Source organism: Enterococcus ureilyticus (assembly GCF_001730315.1).
GTDB classification, from domain to species: domain Bacteria; phylum Bacillota; class Bacilli; order Lactobacillales; family Enterococcaceae; genus Enterococcus_L; species Enterococcus_L ureilyticus.
The window spans coordinates 143553-159220 of the sequence record NZ_MIKC01000034.1; the positions used below are offsets into that span (position 1 = coordinate 143553).

At 34.7% G+C, this 15668-nt stretch carries 19 protein-coding genes; 16 read left to right on the top strand and 3 right to left on the bottom strand.

The features are described 5' to 3' along the window. Window positions 1-14 precede the first annotated feature (14 nt). The 3 genes from BCR24_RS11085 to BCR24_RS11095 all read right to left on the bottom strand — a co-directional run bounded on the left by BCR24_RS11085 (window position 15) and on the right by BCR24_RS11095 (window position 2570). The gene (locus BCR24_RS11085) at window positions 15-944 is read right to left on the bottom strand and encodes a LysR family transcriptional regulator (protein WP_069640588.1); all 930 of its coding nucleotides are present in this window, start codon (window positions 942-944) and stop codon (window positions 15-17) included. A 78-nt stretch (window positions 945-1022) separates the two neighbouring features. After that, window positions 1023-1790, bottom strand: a complete 768-nt coding sequence (locus BCR24_RS11090) for a DeoR/GlpR family DNA-binding transcription regulator (protein WP_069640589.1) — start codon at window positions 1788-1790, stop codon at window positions 1023-1025. Window positions 1791-1805: 15 nt separating this feature from the next. Beyond that, the gene (locus tag BCR24_RS11095; protein WP_069640590.1) at window positions 1806-2570 is read right to left on the bottom strand and encodes a hypothetical protein; all 765 of its coding nucleotides are present in this window, start codon (window positions 2568-2570) and stop codon (window positions 1806-1808) included. Window positions 2571-2766: 196 nt separating this feature from the next. Here BCR24_RS11095 and ulaG point away from each other — a divergent pair, with 196 nt between their 5' ends. The 16 genes from ulaG to BCR24_RS11175 all read left to right on the top strand — a co-directional run bounded on the left by ulaG (window position 2767) and on the right by BCR24_RS11175 (window position 15646). Then, window positions 2767-3831, top strand: coding sequence for an L-ascorbate 6-phosphate lactonase (gene ulaG, locus BCR24_RS11100; RefSeq protein WP_069640591.1), 1065 nt, complete (start codon window positions 2767-2769; stop codon window positions 3829-3831). Between the two features lie 15 nt (window positions 3832-3846). After that, the gene (locus tag BCR24_RS11105; protein ID WP_069640592.1) at window positions 3847-4305 is read left to right on the top strand and encodes a PTS sugar transporter subunit IIA; all 459 of its coding nucleotides are present in this window, start codon (window positions 3847-3849) and stop codon (window positions 4303-4305) included. 15 nt (window positions 4306-4320) lie between these two features. Continuing rightward, complete coding sequence (locus BCR24_RS11110; RefSeq protein ID WP_069640593.1) at window positions 4321-5799, top strand: PTS ascorbate transporter subunit IIC; 1479 nt, start codon at window positions 4321-4323, stop codon at window positions 5797-5799. A gap of 183 nt (window positions 5800-5982) precedes the next feature. After that, window positions 5983-6282, top strand: coding sequence for a PTS sugar transporter subunit IIB (locus tag BCR24_RS11115; protein ID WP_069640594.1), 300 nt, complete (start codon window positions 5983-5985; stop codon window positions 6280-6282). Between the two features lie 67 nt (window positions 6283-6349). Beyond that, window positions 6350-6988, top strand: a complete 639-nt coding sequence (locus BCR24_RS11120) for a 3-keto-L-gulonate-6-phosphate decarboxylase UlaD (RefSeq protein ID WP_069640595.1) — start codon at window positions 6350-6352, stop codon at window positions 6986-6988. A 5-nt stretch (window positions 6989-6993) separates the two neighbouring features. Continuing rightward, on the top strand, window positions 6994-7854 hold the full coding sequence (locus tag BCR24_RS11125; RefSeq protein ID WP_069640596.1) for an L-ribulose-5-phosphate 3-epimerase: 861 nt from the start codon (window positions 6994-6996) through the stop codon (window positions 7852-7854). Next, complete coding sequence (locus BCR24_RS11130) at window positions 7844-8554, top strand: L-ribulose-5-phosphate 4-epimerase (RefSeq protein WP_100630376.1); 711 nt, start codon at window positions 7844-7846, stop codon at window positions 8552-8554. Before BCR24_RS11125 ends, BCR24_RS11130 begins: the two co-directional genes overlap by 11 nt. Before the next feature lie 140 nt (window positions 8555-8694). Then, a complete protein-coding gene (locus tag BCR24_RS11135) occupies window positions 8695-10026 on the top strand; it encodes an APC family permease (RefSeq protein ID WP_069640597.1) in 1332 nt (443 codons plus the stop codon). 599 nt (window positions 10027-10625) lie between these two features. Continuing rightward, window positions 10626-11588: a competence type IV pilus ATPase ComGA gene (gene comGA, locus BCR24_RS11140; RefSeq protein WP_069640598.1), complete on the top strand. Its 963-nt coding sequence runs from the start codon at window positions 10626-10628 to the stop codon at window positions 11586-11588. Continuing rightward, window positions 11542-12588 carry a competence type IV pilus assembly protein ComGB gene (comGB, locus tag BCR24_RS11145; RefSeq protein WP_069640599.1) on the top strand — a complete coding sequence of 349 codons (1047 nt, stop codon included), beginning with the start codon at window positions 11542-11544 and terminating at the stop codon, window positions 12586-12588. Before comGA ends, comGB begins: the two co-directional genes overlap by 47 nt. Further along, complete coding sequence (comGC, locus tag BCR24_RS11150) at window positions 12585-12875, top strand: competence type IV pilus major pilin ComGC (protein ID WP_069640600.1); 291 nt, start codon at window positions 12585-12587, stop codon at window positions 12873-12875. The genes comGB and comGC overlap by 4 nt, the downstream gene beginning before the upstream one ends. 2 nt (window positions 12876-12877) lie before the next feature. After that, window positions 12878-13321 carry a competence type IV pilus minor pilin ComGD gene (gene comGD / locus BCR24_RS11155; protein ID WP_069640601.1) on the top strand — a complete coding sequence of 148 codons (444 nt, stop codon included), beginning with the start codon at window positions 12878-12880 and terminating at the stop codon, window positions 13319-13321. Next, on the top strand, window positions 13302-13607 hold the full coding sequence (gene comGE / locus BCR24_RS11160; RefSeq protein ID WP_069640602.1) for a competence type IV pilus minor pilin ComGE: 306 nt from the start codon (window positions 13302-13304) through the stop codon (window positions 13605-13607). Before comGD ends, comGE begins: the two co-directional genes overlap by 20 nt. Continuing rightward, on the top strand, window positions 13573-14046 hold the full coding sequence (gene comGF / locus BCR24_RS11165) for a competence type IV pilus minor pilin ComGF (RefSeq protein ID WP_069640603.1): 474 nt from the start codon (window positions 13573-13575) through the stop codon (window positions 14044-14046). The genes comGE and comGF overlap by 35 nt, the downstream gene beginning before the upstream one ends. Continuing rightward, a complete protein-coding gene (gene comGG, locus BCR24_RS11170) occupies window positions 14039-14383 on the top strand; it encodes a competence type IV pilus minor pilin ComGG (RefSeq protein ID WP_069640604.1) in 345 nt (114 codons plus the stop codon). Before comGF ends, comGG begins: the two co-directional genes overlap by 8 nt. 255 nt (window positions 14384-14638) lie before the next feature. Next, window positions 14639-15646, top strand: coding sequence for a class I SAM-dependent methyltransferase (locus tag BCR24_RS11175; RefSeq protein WP_069640605.1), 1008 nt, complete (start codon window positions 14639-14641; stop codon window positions 15644-15646). Window positions 15647-15668 lie beyond the last annotated feature (22 nt).

Here is a 15668-nt window from a genome sequence, read left to right on the forward strand (position 1 = left end):
TCGGCCTTTTTTTTCTATTCGTCATTTGAAATAGTAAATCCATAATCAATAATGTGTTCTTTTAAATAACGTAAGTATTCGTTACCCATTGGTGACAGAGACATCTGAGCCGGATGGATCCAGCCGATTTCCATTGTTTCATCCACTTCTAGAGGTAAAGCAACGATATTCTCATCATTCAATTCACGGCTTAAAACACCTGAGCTAATCGTGTAGCCATCCAGCCCGATCAAGAAATTGAATAATGTTGCTCGATCGCTTACACGAATACTTTTTTTATGATAAAGAGTACTCAAAATCTCTTCAGAAAAGTGAAAAGAATTAAACTGTCCTTGTTCAAAAGAAAGATAGGGGAAGTTCTCCAAATCATTTAGAGTGACTGATTTTTTCCCGACCAAAGGATTCTTTTTGCTTACAAAAACATGAGGATGGGCAGTAAACAATGAATGAAATGTTAGCTGTTTTTCCTTTAATAGTTTACGAATCACATTTTCGTTGAAGGAATTTAAATAGAGAATACCTAATTCGCTTTGAAAAGTGCTGACATCTTCAATTATATTATTCGTTTGCGTTTCACGAAAAGTAAATTCATATTCATTCTTTTCATAAGATTTGATTAGTTGAACAAACGCATGAACCGCAAAAGCATAGTGTTGAGCAGAGACGGAAAACAATCTTCGACGTGTTTCTTGTCCCTTATATTTCCCCTCCATTAATTCCACTTGTTCTAAAATCTGTCGAGCATACGATAAAAATTCAGTTCCTTCAATTGTTAAAACCATTCCTTTTTGTGTACGCCGAAAAATTTGAATGCCCATTTCCTGTTCGAGTTCCTTAACAGCACTTGAAAGACTTGGTTGGGTAATAAAAAGATGCTTTGCAGCTTCATTTACTGAACCTAATTCAACGATTTTAACGATATAATCCAATTGTTTGATCCGCATGATATCAGACCTCCTTAATATAAAAGCGGTATGGACTGGTTTGGCTCGGTGGAGAGTAATGCCCGCCTTTTAATAGCATTAGAGTTCAACTTGAATCACTTGTACTCCTTGTTTTTCGATTGCTCGAATCACTTCAGGAGAAGCAAAAGTATCTGTAATTAAATAGTTGATATCTTTAATTTTACCACTAGTAAAATTAGAAGAAAAACCAATCTTACGATAATCGGCAACAACAATGACTAACCCATTTGTTCGCTCAATAATCAAAGAATTGATTTTAGACTCGTGTAAGACAGGCGTGGTAATACCATTTTCAATACTCAGTCCAGAACAGCCGATAATTGAAATATCAGAAGACATTTTTGAAAATGAGTCGATTGCAATATCACCAACTAAAGCTTCTTTTGGAAATCGAATTTCACCACCAGATAAAATAACGGTAGAATTTGGATTGTGGTCTAAATTAGCTACTTTTACATTGTTCGTCACGATCGTTACACGTTTATTCTCTAAGTTTTTTAAAGAAGATAAAGCAGTTGAGCCGGTATTGATAAATAAAGTATTGCCATCTTTAACAAACTCAGCCGCTTTTTTAGCAATCGCATTTTTTAAAATTTCAATTTCCTCATTGTAATCCTCGGTCCCGGTTTTTTGAACAATTTTGGCTTTACCATGAGTTCGTTGAACTAAGCCCATCTTTTCTAACGCCGTCAAATCACGACGAATGGTTATTTCTGAAACAGCAAGCTCAAGGCTGATTTCTTTCACTAATAGACTTGTTTCTGTGGTCAATAGTGCGAGTAGTTTGTCTCGCCGCTCTTTGATCATTTGATGCGAGCTTTTCATATGTGCTCCTCCTTTTTAACTCAATTGAGCTATTGCAAGTGTTTTTCCTATCTCTTTGGCTTCTTTCAATAAACGATGCCCAGTTGATTGATTGTTTAGTTTAAGTAAACATTGACCTTTTAGATATAAAAGATAGGTCAATTCACGATTATTTAGTCGATTCTGATCAACTAAATCTAATTCACTTAAGCATTTTTTAGTTCTATTTTGATGGAAATACTTGATTCCAGTAATTTCATGCCATGAAAATAATCCGCGAATTTGCTTTTTTTTACTATTTTTTAACTTGAATAGACGATCTAGGCAAAAAGTCAAATTTTCTTCCTCTTCTAAAAAAAAATAGCAGTACATTTGCGTATGATAATAAATGAAGAGGTAATCCAAAGTAGAATGGAAAAATTTTTGATTGTTCTGTAGATGTTCCAAACATGTAACGTACTTTCCAGCATCTAATAAAAGTAAACTGTCAAAAATAATAATAGACTGTTTGAAGCCATTAAACAAATCTTTTTCCTTCAATTTTTCTTTTAGGGTTATTGCTTCAGGCAAATTACACTTAACGGTCAAAGCGTAAATCATTTTTTCATAGATCGTTTTTAAATATTCAAAAAGTATCACAATACCTAATGCTACAACTCCGACAACACCAAAAAACACTTTAGCACCAAGTGCTTGGGAACTGACAACAAGAGAACTAATATAAATCGCAAATAATAAATAAACAAACCATAAGAGTACTTTTTTTCCAAAGTAAATCCCTTTCCAAACTGAATGTTTCATGTTTATCACCTCTTTATCACTATATCATACAAATGATTGAATGAACATAAAAATAAGGTTTTTATAATTTCGTGACGATAATTTTTGTTGATTCGCTCTTAAAAATGATTAAACGATCATAAAAATTGATTGAAAACGGTTTAAAATATTGTAGAATGAAAAGTGTAAATAGATTGAGAAAAGGTGGAGAGATGATATGGCGACGATTCATGATGTAACGAAAGAAAGTTGGATTTTAAGTACTTTTCCTGAATGGGGAACGTATTTAAATGAAGAAATCGAACAGGAAGTAGTAAAAGCTGGGACAGTTTCACTGTGGTGGTTAGGTTGTACAGGAATTTGGCTGAAGTCTCATGAGGGAACGAATATCCTATGTGACTTGTGGTGCGGCACAGGAAAACAAAGTCATGGTAATGGCAAGATGAAAAAAGGACATCAAATGATGCGTATGAGCGGTTGTGAGAATATGCAGCCGAATTTACGAACTCAGCCGTTTGTTATTGATCCATTTGCCATAAAAGATGTGGATGCTTTGGTTGTAACACATATCCATTCAGATCACTTAGATATCAACACAGCGGCAGCTGTTCATCAGAATTGTCCAAATGCGCGTTTTATTGGACCAAAAGAAGTCGTTGCTACGTGGTTGAGGTGGGGGATTCCGGAAGCTAAGACGATGGTTGTAAAACCGGGTGACCACGTCTCAATCAAGGATGTGGATATTGTTGCTTTGGAGGCTTTTGACCGAACTGCACTAGTGACTTGTGAAGACCCAGAAGTAACATTACGAGGGAAAGTACCACAAGATATGGATGAGATTGCGGTGAATTATTTATTTGAAACAAGTGGCGGTAATATCTATCATGCAGGAGATTCCCATTATTCTAATATGTTTGCAAAACATGGAAATGAACACAAAATTGATGTTTGTTTAGGTGCTTATGGTGAAAATCCTCGCGGGATTACTGATAAAGTGACCTCAGTTGATATGTTAAGAATGGCAGAATCATTGAATGCCCAAGTTGTGATTCCAGTTCACTACGATATTTGGGCAAACTTTATGGCAGATCCTAAAGAAATTACAGAAATTTGGAAGTTTAAAAAGGATCGCTTGAATTATCAGTTTAAGCCATTTATTTGGCAAGTTGGCGGGAAGTTTACGTATCCGAATGATAAAGATCAGCTTGAATTTAATTTTTACAGAGGGTTTGATGATGTCTTTACAAAAGATAATGACACACCGTTTCCATCATTTTTATAAGAAAGGAGTAAGTGCATGCTAAAGTATTTTTATGATAATGAATTGATTCGATTTTGTGAAGAAACGCCTTCTGATTGGAAGGCTGCAATCGCTCTTAGTTGTCAGACACTACTGGATAAAAAGATCATCACACAACAATATATAGATGAGATCATAGAATGTGTGCAAAAATATGGACCATATATCGTGATCGTTCCAGGTGTGGCGATGCCGCATTCGTCAGAGGAGAGTCAGGGAGTTTTAGGTACAGCCATTTCATTTACAAAAATGAAGCAAGATGTAGTGTTTGAAGAAGGTAATGTTGAAAAAAATGCCAGTTTATTTTTCACATTAGCTGCTAAAAATAGTGAAGAGCACGTCGAAAATATTTCAAAACTATCAGAAATGTTGATGACTGAAGGCGTGATCGAGGCATTGATGACAGTAGAAACGATGGCAGACTATCAAAGAGTGATGACTACTTTTGATCTATAGAAAGAAGGGGAGTAAATGACGCAAATATTAGATTTTTTAATGGGGGTTTGGGATTATTTTGCTGCAAATATTTTAACTCAACCAGCATTTTTGATTGGGTTTATTGTACTTTTAGGATATGTTTTATTAAAAAAACCATTATATGAAAGTATCGCCGGTTTTTTAAAGGCAACTGTTGGATATCTGATTTTAACTGTGGGATCAGGAGGATTGGTGAATAATTTTCGTCCGATTTTAGTTGGCTTAAAAGAACGATTTGATCTAGATGCGATGGTCATTGATCCTTATTTTGGCCAAAATGCTGTAACCGCAGGTATCGAAGAAACGTTTGGACGAACGTTCAGTGATACGATGATTTTACTGTTGATTGCGTTTGTCATGAATATTTTATTAGTTCGTTTTAAAAAATATACGAAGTTACGAGCAGTTTTTACAACTGGAAATGTTCAGATACAGCAAGCCGCAACAGCCTTTTGGATTTTGTTATTCTGTTTTCCTGACTTAGGACAAATTCAAATTCTATTGATCATGGGACTTATTTTAGGCTGTTATTGGGCTGTGGGCTCTAATTTGACCGTTGATATTACACAAGATTTAACGGAGGGAGCAGGTTTTGCGATTGCACATCAACAGATGTTTGGCGTATTCATTTTTGCGAAGTTAGCTGAAAAAATGAAAAAGGATAAAAACAATCGGAAACTTGAGGATGTAAAACTTCCAGGATTCCTATCTATTTTCAATGAAAATATGGTGGCAACCTCAATCCTAATGCTATTCTTTTTTGGAATTATATTAGTTGTATTAGGACCAGCATATTTGATTGAGGCAGGTTTTATGGCAGAAGGACAAAGTTTCTTTTTCTATATTTTACAGACTGCATTATATTTTGCTGTCTATCTAGCCATTTTACAATTAGGTGTTCGAACATTCGTTTCAGAATTGACAGAATCATTCCAAGGAATTTCCAATACATTGTTGCCAGGGGCAGTTCCTGGGATCGATGTCGCTGCGACATTTGGATTTGGTTCACCAAACGCAGTAACGATTGGTTTCTTATTTGGGGCGCTAGGACAATTTATAACGATTGGTCTATTGATTTTATTTAAATCGCCAGTAATTGTTATTGCAGGTTTTATTCCACTATTTTTTGATAATGCAGTAATTGCAGTTTACGCAAATAACCGAGGTGGATTTAAAGCTGCATGTATTTTCCCATTTATTTCAGGGGTGATCCAAGTTCTAGGGTCCGCTTTGATAGCAGCTTTCATTGGTTTATCTCAATATGGCGGTTATATCGGAATGTTTGACTGGGCAACTGTTTGGCCAATCATGACGGTGTTAATGAAATATTTAGGTTATTTAGGTGTAGGTTTAGTCGTTATTTTACTACTAGCAATCCCGCAATTGCAATATCGGGCAAATCCTGAAGGCTATTTCTTGATTACGGAAGACTATGATGCATATGTTAAAAACATGGCAGCTAAAGGAGCTTGATTATAGAATAGTCTCTAAAAAAGCCCAGCCGATCCTGCTTCACTTTTACATTTACTTAGCTTTAAGAGCTAGCCTTTCAGGAAAAAGTAAAAAACAGTAGAAAGAATATACTGTTTTTCTTTCTATTTTTGGCAAGGCTAAAAATGAGTTCTTTGGGCTTTAAAACTTTAGGAGGAAATAAAAATGAGAGTATTAGTATCTTGTGCAAATGGTTCAGGAACAAGTTTAATGATGAAAAAAAGTGTAGAAAAGGCATTGAAAGAACTTGGTTTTACTATTACCAATATCCATCACTGTGCGATTTCGGAAGGGAAAAGCACAGCTGGACAATACGATGTAGTTTTTTGTCCAATGAATTTTCTCAATATGTTTGATGATGCAAAGAAAAAAGGAATTACAGTTGTAGGTGTGAGGAATGTTATGTCGGCAAAAGAGATCAGTGAGCGGGTACAAGAAACAGAATTAGCCGCAAAATTTAAATAATTCTGCTTATAGGATTCAGACTAGATAGCTAGTTCGTCCTCAATCAATTGGTAAAGGAGAGAAATAAATGAGTAGACCTAATTTACAAGTAGCATTAGATCATTCAGATTTACCTAGTGCAATCAAAGATGTCGCAGCAGTCGGTGAGATTGTAGATATCGTAGAAGTTGGTACGATTTTATGTTTACAAGCTGGAGCGCAAGCTATACGCTGTATTCGTGCATTATATCCAGATAAAAAAGTAGTTGCAGATACTAAATGTGCAGATGCTGGGGGGACTGTTGCAAAAAATTGTCGAGAAGCAGGAGCAGATTGGATGACTGTTATCTGCTGTGCCACGATTCCAACCATGAAAGCTGCAGCGAAAGAAGTTGAAGAAGTTCAAGTTGAATTATATGGGGATTGGACATATGATCAGGCCCAAAGATGGTTAGAGGCTGGGATTTCTCAGGCGATTTACCATCAAAGTCGAGATGCGCTTTTGGCAGGAGAAACATGGGGCGAAGCCGATCTGACAAAAGTAAAAAAATTGATTGAGCTGGGATTCCGTGTTTCTGTTACCGGTGGGTTGGATGTTGAATCGTTAAAATTATTTGCAGGTCTTGACATCTATACATTCATTACAGGTCGAGGTATTACGGCTGCTGTAGACCCTAAAAAAGCAGCACAGGATTTTCAAGATGAAATTAAACGTATTTGGGGGTGAGACTGTTGACCACAATAGGAATTTACGAAAAAGCACTCCCAAAAAATAGTAGTTGGAAAGAACGCTTATTGCTTGCCAAGCAATTAGGCTTTGATTTTATTGAACTGTCAATCGATGAAACAGACGAACGTCTAAAAAGGTTAGATTGGTCAAACGATGAGCGTAAAGAAGTAAGAGAAGCAATTCATGAAACCGGTATAAAAATATTATCGATCTGTTTAAGTGGGCATCGGCGCTATCCTTTCGGCTCTAAGGAACAGGTGAAAAGAACAAAAGCGCTAGAGCTGATGGAAAAAGCAATCAATTTGGCATCGGATCTAGGAGTACGTACAATTCAATTAGCTGGCTATGATGTTTATTATGAATCAAAAACAGCGCATTCAAGGGAGTATTTTATTAGAAATTTAAAGAAAGCGGTAGCGATGGCAGCAGCAAAAGAAGTCGTTTTATCGGTAGAAATCATGGATGATCCTTTTATGAGTTCAATTTCTAAATTTTTAAACATCAAAAAACAGATTCCTTCACCATACTTGCAAGTGTATCCAGATATTGGAAACTTATCAGCATGGCCAGAAAATGATGTTGGCTATGAATTAGAAAAAGGGATTGATCAGATTACAGCTATTCATTTAAAAGATACTTTAGCAGTAACAGAAGACTTCAGCGGGAAATTTAAAGAAGTTCCTTTCGGTACGGGATGTGTTGATTTTTTAGGGTGTTTCAAGACATTGAAACGTTTGGATTACAGTGGTCCTTTTTTGATCGAAATGTGGAGCGAAAATAGTAAGACACCGGAGAATGAAATTGAAAAAGCAAAAGAGTTTCTATTTCCTTATTTAAAGGAGGCGGGCTTTAGTGTTAAATAAACGATTGCTACAAGAGATGAAAGAACGAGTATTTACCGCAAACTTAGCATTACCAGATTCTGGATTAGTGAAACTTACTTGGGGAAACGTTAGTGAGATCGATCGAGATGCTGGAGTCATTGTCATCAAACCCAGTGGAATCCCTTATAGCAAGATGAAAATTTGTGATATGGTGGTGACAAATTTAAATGGTGACTTGTTGGAGGCAGGATTAAAACCATCTTCTGATTTAGCAACTCACATTGAATTATATAAAGCATTTAAAGAAATTAATTCAGTTGTACACACGCATTCAAAACATGCTGTAATGTGGGCGCAGTCTGGTCGAGAAATCCCAGCGTATGGTACGACTCATGCTGATACTTTTTATGGTGGGATTCCTTGTACGCGGCAGTTGACATCAGAAGAAGTAACCTCTGCATATGAATTAGAAACAGGCAAAGTGATCATAGAAACGTTCAAAGAAAAAAGTATTGACCCTTTGGCTGTGCCAGGAGTATTGGTGTATGGACATGGACCATTTACATGGGGGGAGACACCTCAAAAAGCAGTAGAAAACAGTGTGGTTTTGGATGAAGTAGCTGAGATGGCTTGTATGACAGAAATGGTAAATAAGACTGTTCAACCAATCCCACAGTATCTTTTAGATAAACATTATTTTAGAAAACATGGTATAAGCGCTTATTATGGACAAGTATAAAAAATAGTAAAGATATTACATCGTGCAGGGAAAGTCAGTTTTAGACTTCTCTGTACTTTTTTATTTTATAAAAATACTTGAATTAAAATATAGAAAAGCTATACTAGAAAAATAACTTAAAAAAGAGAAAGAGGTTGAGCATGGGGGAGAACAGATTAAAACGGGAGATTTCTTTATTTGGTGCCTTTTCAACAGTTATGGGGACTGTTATTGGGGCGGGTGTATTTTTTAAAACAGCAAGTGTAGTTAGTTTTGCAAAATCGCCCAGTCTAACGGTTTTTGCTTGGGTACTAGGAGGGCTATTGACTTTGTGTGCTGGATTGACTAGCGCTGAGTTAGCAACAGCGATTCCAAAAACTGGTGGGGCTGTAAAATATATAGAGTACACTTATGGAAAGCTTCCAGGTTTTTTATTAGGGTGGGCACAAAGTGTTATTTATTTTCCTGCAAATATTGCGGCATTATCTATAATTTTTGGGACACAATTTATTCACTTATTTCATTTATCTACTAATTTGTTATTACCGATAGCTATCGGTACTGGCTTAAGTGTGACACTAGTCAACTTGTTAGGGACTAGAATGGCTGCGAATTTACAATCGTTTACTTTGGTGATTAAAATGATCCCAATTGCTTTGATTGTGTTGGTGGGACTTTTTATGCCAGCTAGTGTAGAAGTTTCATTATTTCCTGTAAGAACTGGAGGAGACGTTGGTTTTATTCATGCACTTAGCGGAGCTTTATTGGCGACTATGTTTGCATATGATGGATGGTTGGGCGTTGGAGCAGTAGCGGGGGAAATGAAGCAGCCAGAAAAGGATTTGCCTAAAGCGATTTTTTTAGGCTTGACGTTCATTACGATCGTCTATGTTTTAATTAATTTTGTTTTTCTTAAAACGTTATCGATCGACCAACTTTCTGGTAATCTGAATGCAGCATCAGAAGCATCTAATCAAATTTTTGGATCGATGGGCGGTAAGTTAGTAACGATTGGTATTTTGATTTCTGTCTATGGAGCATTAAATGGTTATACTATGACAGGTATTCGCGTTCCCTATGCATTGGCATTAGAGGAAATGATTCCATTCAGTCAACAATTTCAAAAATTATCGAAACGCTTTGTTGTTCCTTATATTGCTGGGATTTTTCAATTTTTAATTGCGGCTGTCATGATGTTTTTAGGTAGTTTTGATTTGTTAACAGATATGTTAGTTTTTGTGATGTGGTTGTTTAGCCTATTGATTTTTTCGGCAGTATTTATTTTAAGAAAAAAAGAACCCGAGCTTAAACGTCCATATAAGGTACCGTTTTATCCTGTAATTCCTGCAGTAGCTATTTTAGGTGGATTATTCATTTTGATTACTACGTTATTTACACAAACAGTTTTAGCAAGCATCGGTATAGGAATCACTTTGTTAGGAATTCCAGTGTATCTGCTAAATCAAAAAATAAAAGGATTAAAGAAAAAATAATTTTGCTTTATTGTTTGAAAATACTTACTTTATATTAAGAGCTTAATAAAAATATTAAGCAATTATTAGCGTAATTGGTTTTAACTAGATCTTCGTCATTAGATTTAAACGATACTATTTTCTAAGCTTTTGATTAAGAGTGGCTTTTTCTCAAAAATTTTAATAAAATTAACAATTTCTGAAAGTTATTCTGGTCAGTTCTTTAGTATAATGAATATATCAAAACGATAAACTATTTTGGGGAAGATAGTGCATCAGAACTCTTAATAAAGCTGTAAGTGTTGTTCTTTCAACATTTACGGCTTTATTTTTTGTTTTTAAGGCTAAGAATAAATGACAATCAGAAGCAGAACGGTTTTTTTATGAACATAACTAGTGTTAGATAAAGGATCTAACAACAATTAATTAAGTTCAGAAAGTCGGAATATAAGTAAGATATATTTTGATTAAACAAATGAACTCTAAATGATCTATATTTAAATCGGTTTAGTTCAATTTTTCTGAGGTGAAACCTAAAACAAAACAAAGATGTTTTGTTTTAGGTTTTTTTACATTGTTTTCTTATTTAATTGCGTATATTACTTTAAGGGGGGAAGAGTATGGATATTAAAGAACTTTCTTTGAAATTGATTGAGTGGGGTGTGGCAGAATATCTTCAAGACATCTATATTTTACCGATTGAAGATAAAGTCCGAATATTCACAAGAAAAGGCAGTCGCCAAGTTATTTTTAAAGAGTTAGATACATGTGAAGGGGAAAAGTTGATTTTTCATTTCAAATTTATTGGTAGTATGGACGTTGGTGAGAAAAGAAAAGCGCAAGTTGGTGCTGTAACTTATAAAATTAATCAAGAGGAAATCCGGTTACGCTTATCAACAGTAGGAGATTTTAGGCAAAGAGAAAGTTTAGTGATCCGCTTTTTACATGTTTTTGGAAACAGTCGCGAAAATTATTTTTTGCCGAAACAACTAACAATTATCCGAAGTCAAGTTAAACGTCGGGGGCTTCATTTATTTTGTGGACCGGTTGGATCTGGAAAAACGACCTTAATGTACAAGCTAGCAAAAGAAACAGATCAATTTCAGCAAGTGATCACGATAGAAGACCCAGTAGAAATTGAAGAAGAGGCATTCTTACAATTACAGACCAATACTAAAATTGATTTGACCTATGATGTACTGATCAAAGCTTGCTTACGTCACCGACCAGATATTTTGATCATCGGGGAAATTAGGGATGGACTTACTGCACAAGCTGCAATCAGAGCTGCACTTACAGGTCATACTGTGTTTGCAACGATTCATGCAAGGAGTATTAGTGGTGTATATGAACGTTTGGCTGAACTAGGGATTCAGTTAAGCGAGATTACTGAATGTGTAGCCAGCATTATTTATCAAAGGTTGTTGCCTTTTAGAACGAATACTAATGAAGAAATCAGCGGCTTACTTATTGACTATAGCTTCTCTAGAGAGACAACTTCAAAATGGTCGAAAGAATTAAGAAAGGTTTGGGCATATGGATTTATTGATAATCAAACATTTTATGCAGAAAAAGAAGAATAAATTATCCAATCAGCAACAGCAGTTGTTTATTCAATTACTTGCAGACTTGTTAGGTAATGGATTTACGATTCAAGAAAGTTTATTGTTTATGAAAAAATCTGGTTCAGTTTCTGGATTAATCATTGATGACTTGCTCGAGGGTATGCATCAAGGCGATTCTCTACAAAGTGGGTTAGTACAATTAGGATTTCAGTTGACGGTTATTACTCAGATTGAATTTGCTCAAACCCATGGAGATTTAACAGGAACATTATACAAAATCAAAGAACACATGATAATTGTTGCTAAACAGCGACAAAATTTTTATAAAGTAATTAGCTATCCTGTGCTGTTGCTCTTATTTTTAATGGTTGTTTTGACAAGCATTCGTCAAATTTTGCTACCACAATTGATGGCAAATGGAACAATCAGAGCAGATAATATAGGAATTCTATTTATCCAACAAAGTCCTTATTATTTACTAACAGTGATACTTATCATACTAACACTAGTTGTACTGATCAGTTGTTATTTGAAGAAGAGGACATTTTTACAAAGAGCTATATTTATTTCAAAACTACCACTTTTAGGAAATTTCTATAAAGAATATAATTCCGCTTTTTTTGCGCTAGAGTGGGGAAAGCTATTTTCTCAAGGTTTGGAAATCAAAACAGTTATCTATTTAATGAAAACGATCAATCAAAGGTCCTTAATGAGTGAACTTGCTGAACGGATCGAAGAACAATCGATGCTAGGAACCACGTTTTATGATCAATTGCCCAAATTTCCTTTCTTCTCTCCAGAACTATCTTTGATTATTCAACAAGGGCAGATCAAAGGTAATCTTGGAAAAGAGTTGATTTTGTATAGCCAACTTTGTTGGCTACGTTTTTTTAAGCGTATGGAAAAAATGATTCAATGGATTCAACCGATTATTTTTTTAGTTGTTGCGTTGCTAGTCGTTAGTATTTATGCCGCAATGTTGTTGCCGATTTATGGTGGAATGGAGGACTTTTTATGAATAGTAAAAAGAAAAAAGAACGAATAAATTATGCTGGTTTTACTCTTTTAGAAATGTTAGTTGTGTTGTTAATAATTTCGGTTTTGATTTTGTTGTTTGTTCCTAATCTATCTAAACACAAAGAGGGCGTAGATAAAAAAGGGAATGAAGCAATTGTAAAAATAGTGGAGACACAAATCGATCTTTATACTATGGAGAAAAATCAAATCCCAACCGTAGAGCAGCTAGTAAAAGAACAGTACATTACGCAAGATCAATATGATAAGTACCAAGCGAATAAGAAGTAACCATGAAGAATATGAAAGGTTTTACGCTGATAGAATCTTTGCTGGTACTATCTATCTGTATAACATTTATATTACTACCAACACTCGCCATAAAAAAATGGAAGCAGGTATTGTCAGCTGAACAATTTTTGTCATCTTTTGAGAAGAGACTATTGTTTACACAACAAATGGCGATTGTAAATAGGCTTGATACTCAGATCATATTTTATGAACAAAACCAGTCTTTTAATTTTCTGATTCCTAGAGATGGACGAAAAGCAGAGAAAACAGTATTAGAGATTCCAACGGTTTTAAGGGCTACGGGACCCCAAAAAATCATTTTCAAAAAAGGCTCAGGTAACAATGGGAACTTATCAAAATTTTCTTTTTCATGGTCCGAAAAAGAGCAATTAATTGAATTTCAATTTCAATTGGGGAGTGGGCGCTATGTTAAGAAAATTAAATAATTATAAGGCCTATATCTTATTTGAAAGTTTGATTGCACTGAGCTTATTGTGCATGATTGTTGGGAGCTATCTTTCATTGAATACATTTTTATTTAAAAAAAACAAACAAGCCATAGACAGGTTGCAACTTCATAGAGTTTTATATGAAGAAGTAAATCATTACGAAAATTATAAAGTACGCTCAGAAAATGATAACTATCAGGTACATTTTTACGAAATAAATAATCAGTTGAATGAAGTGGTGATTACAGATGGAAAAGAGACAGTTAGCGTTAAAAAGGAGTAGTTCCTATGATAAGTATTTAGGTTTCACGCTGATAGAGTGTTTACTTGCACTGCTGATCCTCTCTAGTATTTGTCTGCTCTTTTCAGCATGCATTAAGAATGTAGCGGTAGTTACGAAACAATTGAAAAGTGAGCGCGAAAAAGAGTGGCATATATTCTTGATTCAGTTGGAAAATGAATTAGTAAATTGTTATTATGAAAAAACGCAAACGAACAAAATTGTCCTTAAAAACAAAAAAAATGGAAATGTTGTTTGGATTGAATATAAGCTAGGAAAGATTGTAAAAGTGGAAAATGGTGGATATCAGCCGCTTTTAACGGAAGTCAAAACGGCAACCTTTAATGAGGAGGGGAAAACGATAGTGATAAAAGTAAGTTTTGAAAATAATTTAAATCAAACGGCAAAATGGATCATAACTCAGGAACATAAGCATGAGTAACAGATATAAAGGAGGTATTTTGCTTACAACGTTATTACTTGTCTTTTTATTCAGTTTCATTTTCATCTTGGTGCTGGAAGACTTTCAACTGACGCAACGATTTACACAAGAAACCAAAGATTATTACATCGCTAAAACAATGGTCAGCATGTTTCTCACTGATATTAGACAAGAGACACAACCACTGGGAAAAAGAGGTCAACAACATTTTTCATCAGGAACATTACAATACGAATATGATCAAAAAACAATTAACTTTGTTATTCAATTAAATCAAACTAGATATAGATTCCAAATGAACTATCAAGCAGTTGAAAAAGCCCAAATCAAAAAATAACAGATCAAGTACTACAAATAACACGAATAAATTATTTGTGAAACGTGTATCAAACTAACATAGAAAAAAACTGATACAGAGATTCATTTTAAAAAGAAAATACGTTAGAATGAGTTAATAAATTTTATGGAAATGAGAATAGTTCAGGGATTTACAAATAATATTAGGAAATTGATTGATTATTGTTAGGTTTTTCGTTAAAATAGAACAGGTATGAAAATTGTTATATTTTAGATGGAAATTGAGGTGTTTCTTTTGTTCCCAGAGAAAATAGAAAAGGCTTTCGGGTTAATGGAACAAGCCATCGGATTGCTTAAACGTTCTTTAGATACTTCTTTTTTGGATGCATATACTGAAAATGGTGAAAATATCATTGATAATTTTCAAGTACGTGTCTTAGATGGAGTACCAGATGAGCAAACCGTTCAAAGGTTAAAAACCATTTATCAACAACTACAAGCAATAGAATTGGAACCAGAAGAAATTAGGCGTTTATCTCAGTTGATTTTACTTAAAGGGAATAAAGTAGAATCCTTACAGGCAAATCATCAATTAACACCAGACAGTATCGGGTTTTTGTTTGTTTATTTGATCGAACAGTTATATAGTCCAGAGAAACCGCTAAAAATATTAGACATAGCATCAGGTATGGGAAATCTTCTTTTAACGGTAATCCTTAACTTGAATATAGCGAAGTATACTGTTCAAGGTTTTGGTGTGGATATTGATGATACGCTGCTTTCAGTATCAGCTACTAACAACGAATGGACAAAAGCCGCAATACAGCTATTCCATCAAGATGGGTTACAAGACCTACTTGTTGATCCTGTTGATGTAGCTATTAGTGATTTACCGATCGGCTATTATCCAAACGATGAAAAGGCCAAAGAATTTGCTTCAGCAGCAGATGAAGGCCATACTTACGCACATCATTTATTGCTGGAACAAGCGATGAAATTTGTTAAACCTGATGGATATGGATTGTTCTTGATTCCAACTGATATTCTAGAAACAGAGCAAAGTTCTTTTTTCAAAAATTGGCTGCAAAAAAATGTTTATCTACAAGGAATGATTCAATTGCCAGATGAGTTGTTCAAGTCAGTGCAATCAAGGAAAAGTATTTTGTTTGTCCAAAATAAAGGTGAACATAGTGCGCAAGTAAAAGAAGTTTTAGTTGCAAAATTAGGTTCCTTAAAAGATCCTGCAAAAGTGACACAATTTTTTCAACAATTTGAGGCTTGGAAGTCTTCAAATTTAAAATAAAAACAACTGATTAAAGAGGAGA

Bases quoted from the DNA above. Each gene is read 5' to 3' on its own strand.
- BCR24_RS11085 (WP_069640588.1), bottom strand. From the start codon at position 944: ATGCGGATCAAACAATTGGATTATATCGTTAAAATCGTTGAATTAGGT.
- BCR24_RS11090 (WP_069640589.1), bottom strand. From the start codon at position 1,790: ATGAAAAGCTCGCATCAAATGATCAAAGAGCGGCGAGACAAACTACTC.
- BCR24_RS11095 (WP_069640590.1), bottom strand. From the start codon at position 2,570: ATGAAACATTCAGTTTGGAAAGGGATTTACTTTGGAAAAAAAGTACTC.
- ulaG (WP_069640591.1), top strand. From the start codon at position 2,767: ATGGCGACGATTCATGATGTAACGAAAGAAAGTTGGATTTTAAGTACT.
- BCR24_RS11105 (WP_069640592.1), top strand. From the start codon at position 3,847: ATGCTAAAGTATTTTTATGATAATGAATTGATTCGATTTTGTGAAGAA.
- BCR24_RS11110 (WP_069640593.1), top strand. From the start codon at position 4,321: ATGACGCAAATATTAGATTTTTTAATGGGGGTTTGGGATTATTTTGCT.
- BCR24_RS11115 (WP_069640594.1), top strand. From the start codon at position 5,983: ATGAGAGTATTAGTATCTTGTGCAAATGGTTCAGGAACAAGTTTAATG.
- BCR24_RS11120 (WP_069640595.1), top strand. From the start codon at position 6,350: ATGAGTAGACCTAATTTACAAGTAGCATTAGATCATTCAGATTTACCT.
- BCR24_RS11135 (WP_069640597.1), top strand. From the start codon at position 8,695: ATGGGGGAGAACAGATTAAAACGGGAGATTTCTTTATTTGGTGCCTTT.
- comGA (WP_069640598.1), top strand. From the start codon at position 10,626: ATGGATATTAAAGAACTTTCTTTGAAATTGATTGAGTGGGGTGTGGCA.
- comGB (WP_069640599.1), top strand. From the start codon at position 11,542: ATGGATTTATTGATAATCAAACATTTTATGCAGAAAAAGAAGAATAAA.
- comGC (WP_069640600.1), top strand. From the start codon at position 12,585: ATGAATAGTAAAAAGAAAAAAGAACGAATAAATTATGCTGGTTTTACT.
- comGD (WP_069640601.1), top strand. From the start codon at position 12,878: ATGAAGAATATGAAAGGTTTTACGCTGATAGAATCTTTGCTGGTACTA.
- comGE (WP_069640602.1), top strand. From the start codon at position 13,302: ATGTTAAGAAAATTAAATAATTATAAGGCCTATATCTTATTTGAAAGT.
- comGF (WP_069640603.1), top strand. From the start codon at position 13,573: ATGGAAAAGAGACAGTTAGCGTTAAAAAGGAGTAGTTCCTATGATAAG.
- comGG (WP_069640604.1), top strand. From the start codon at position 14,039: ATGAGTAACAGATATAAAGGAGGTATTTTGCTTACAACGTTATTACTT.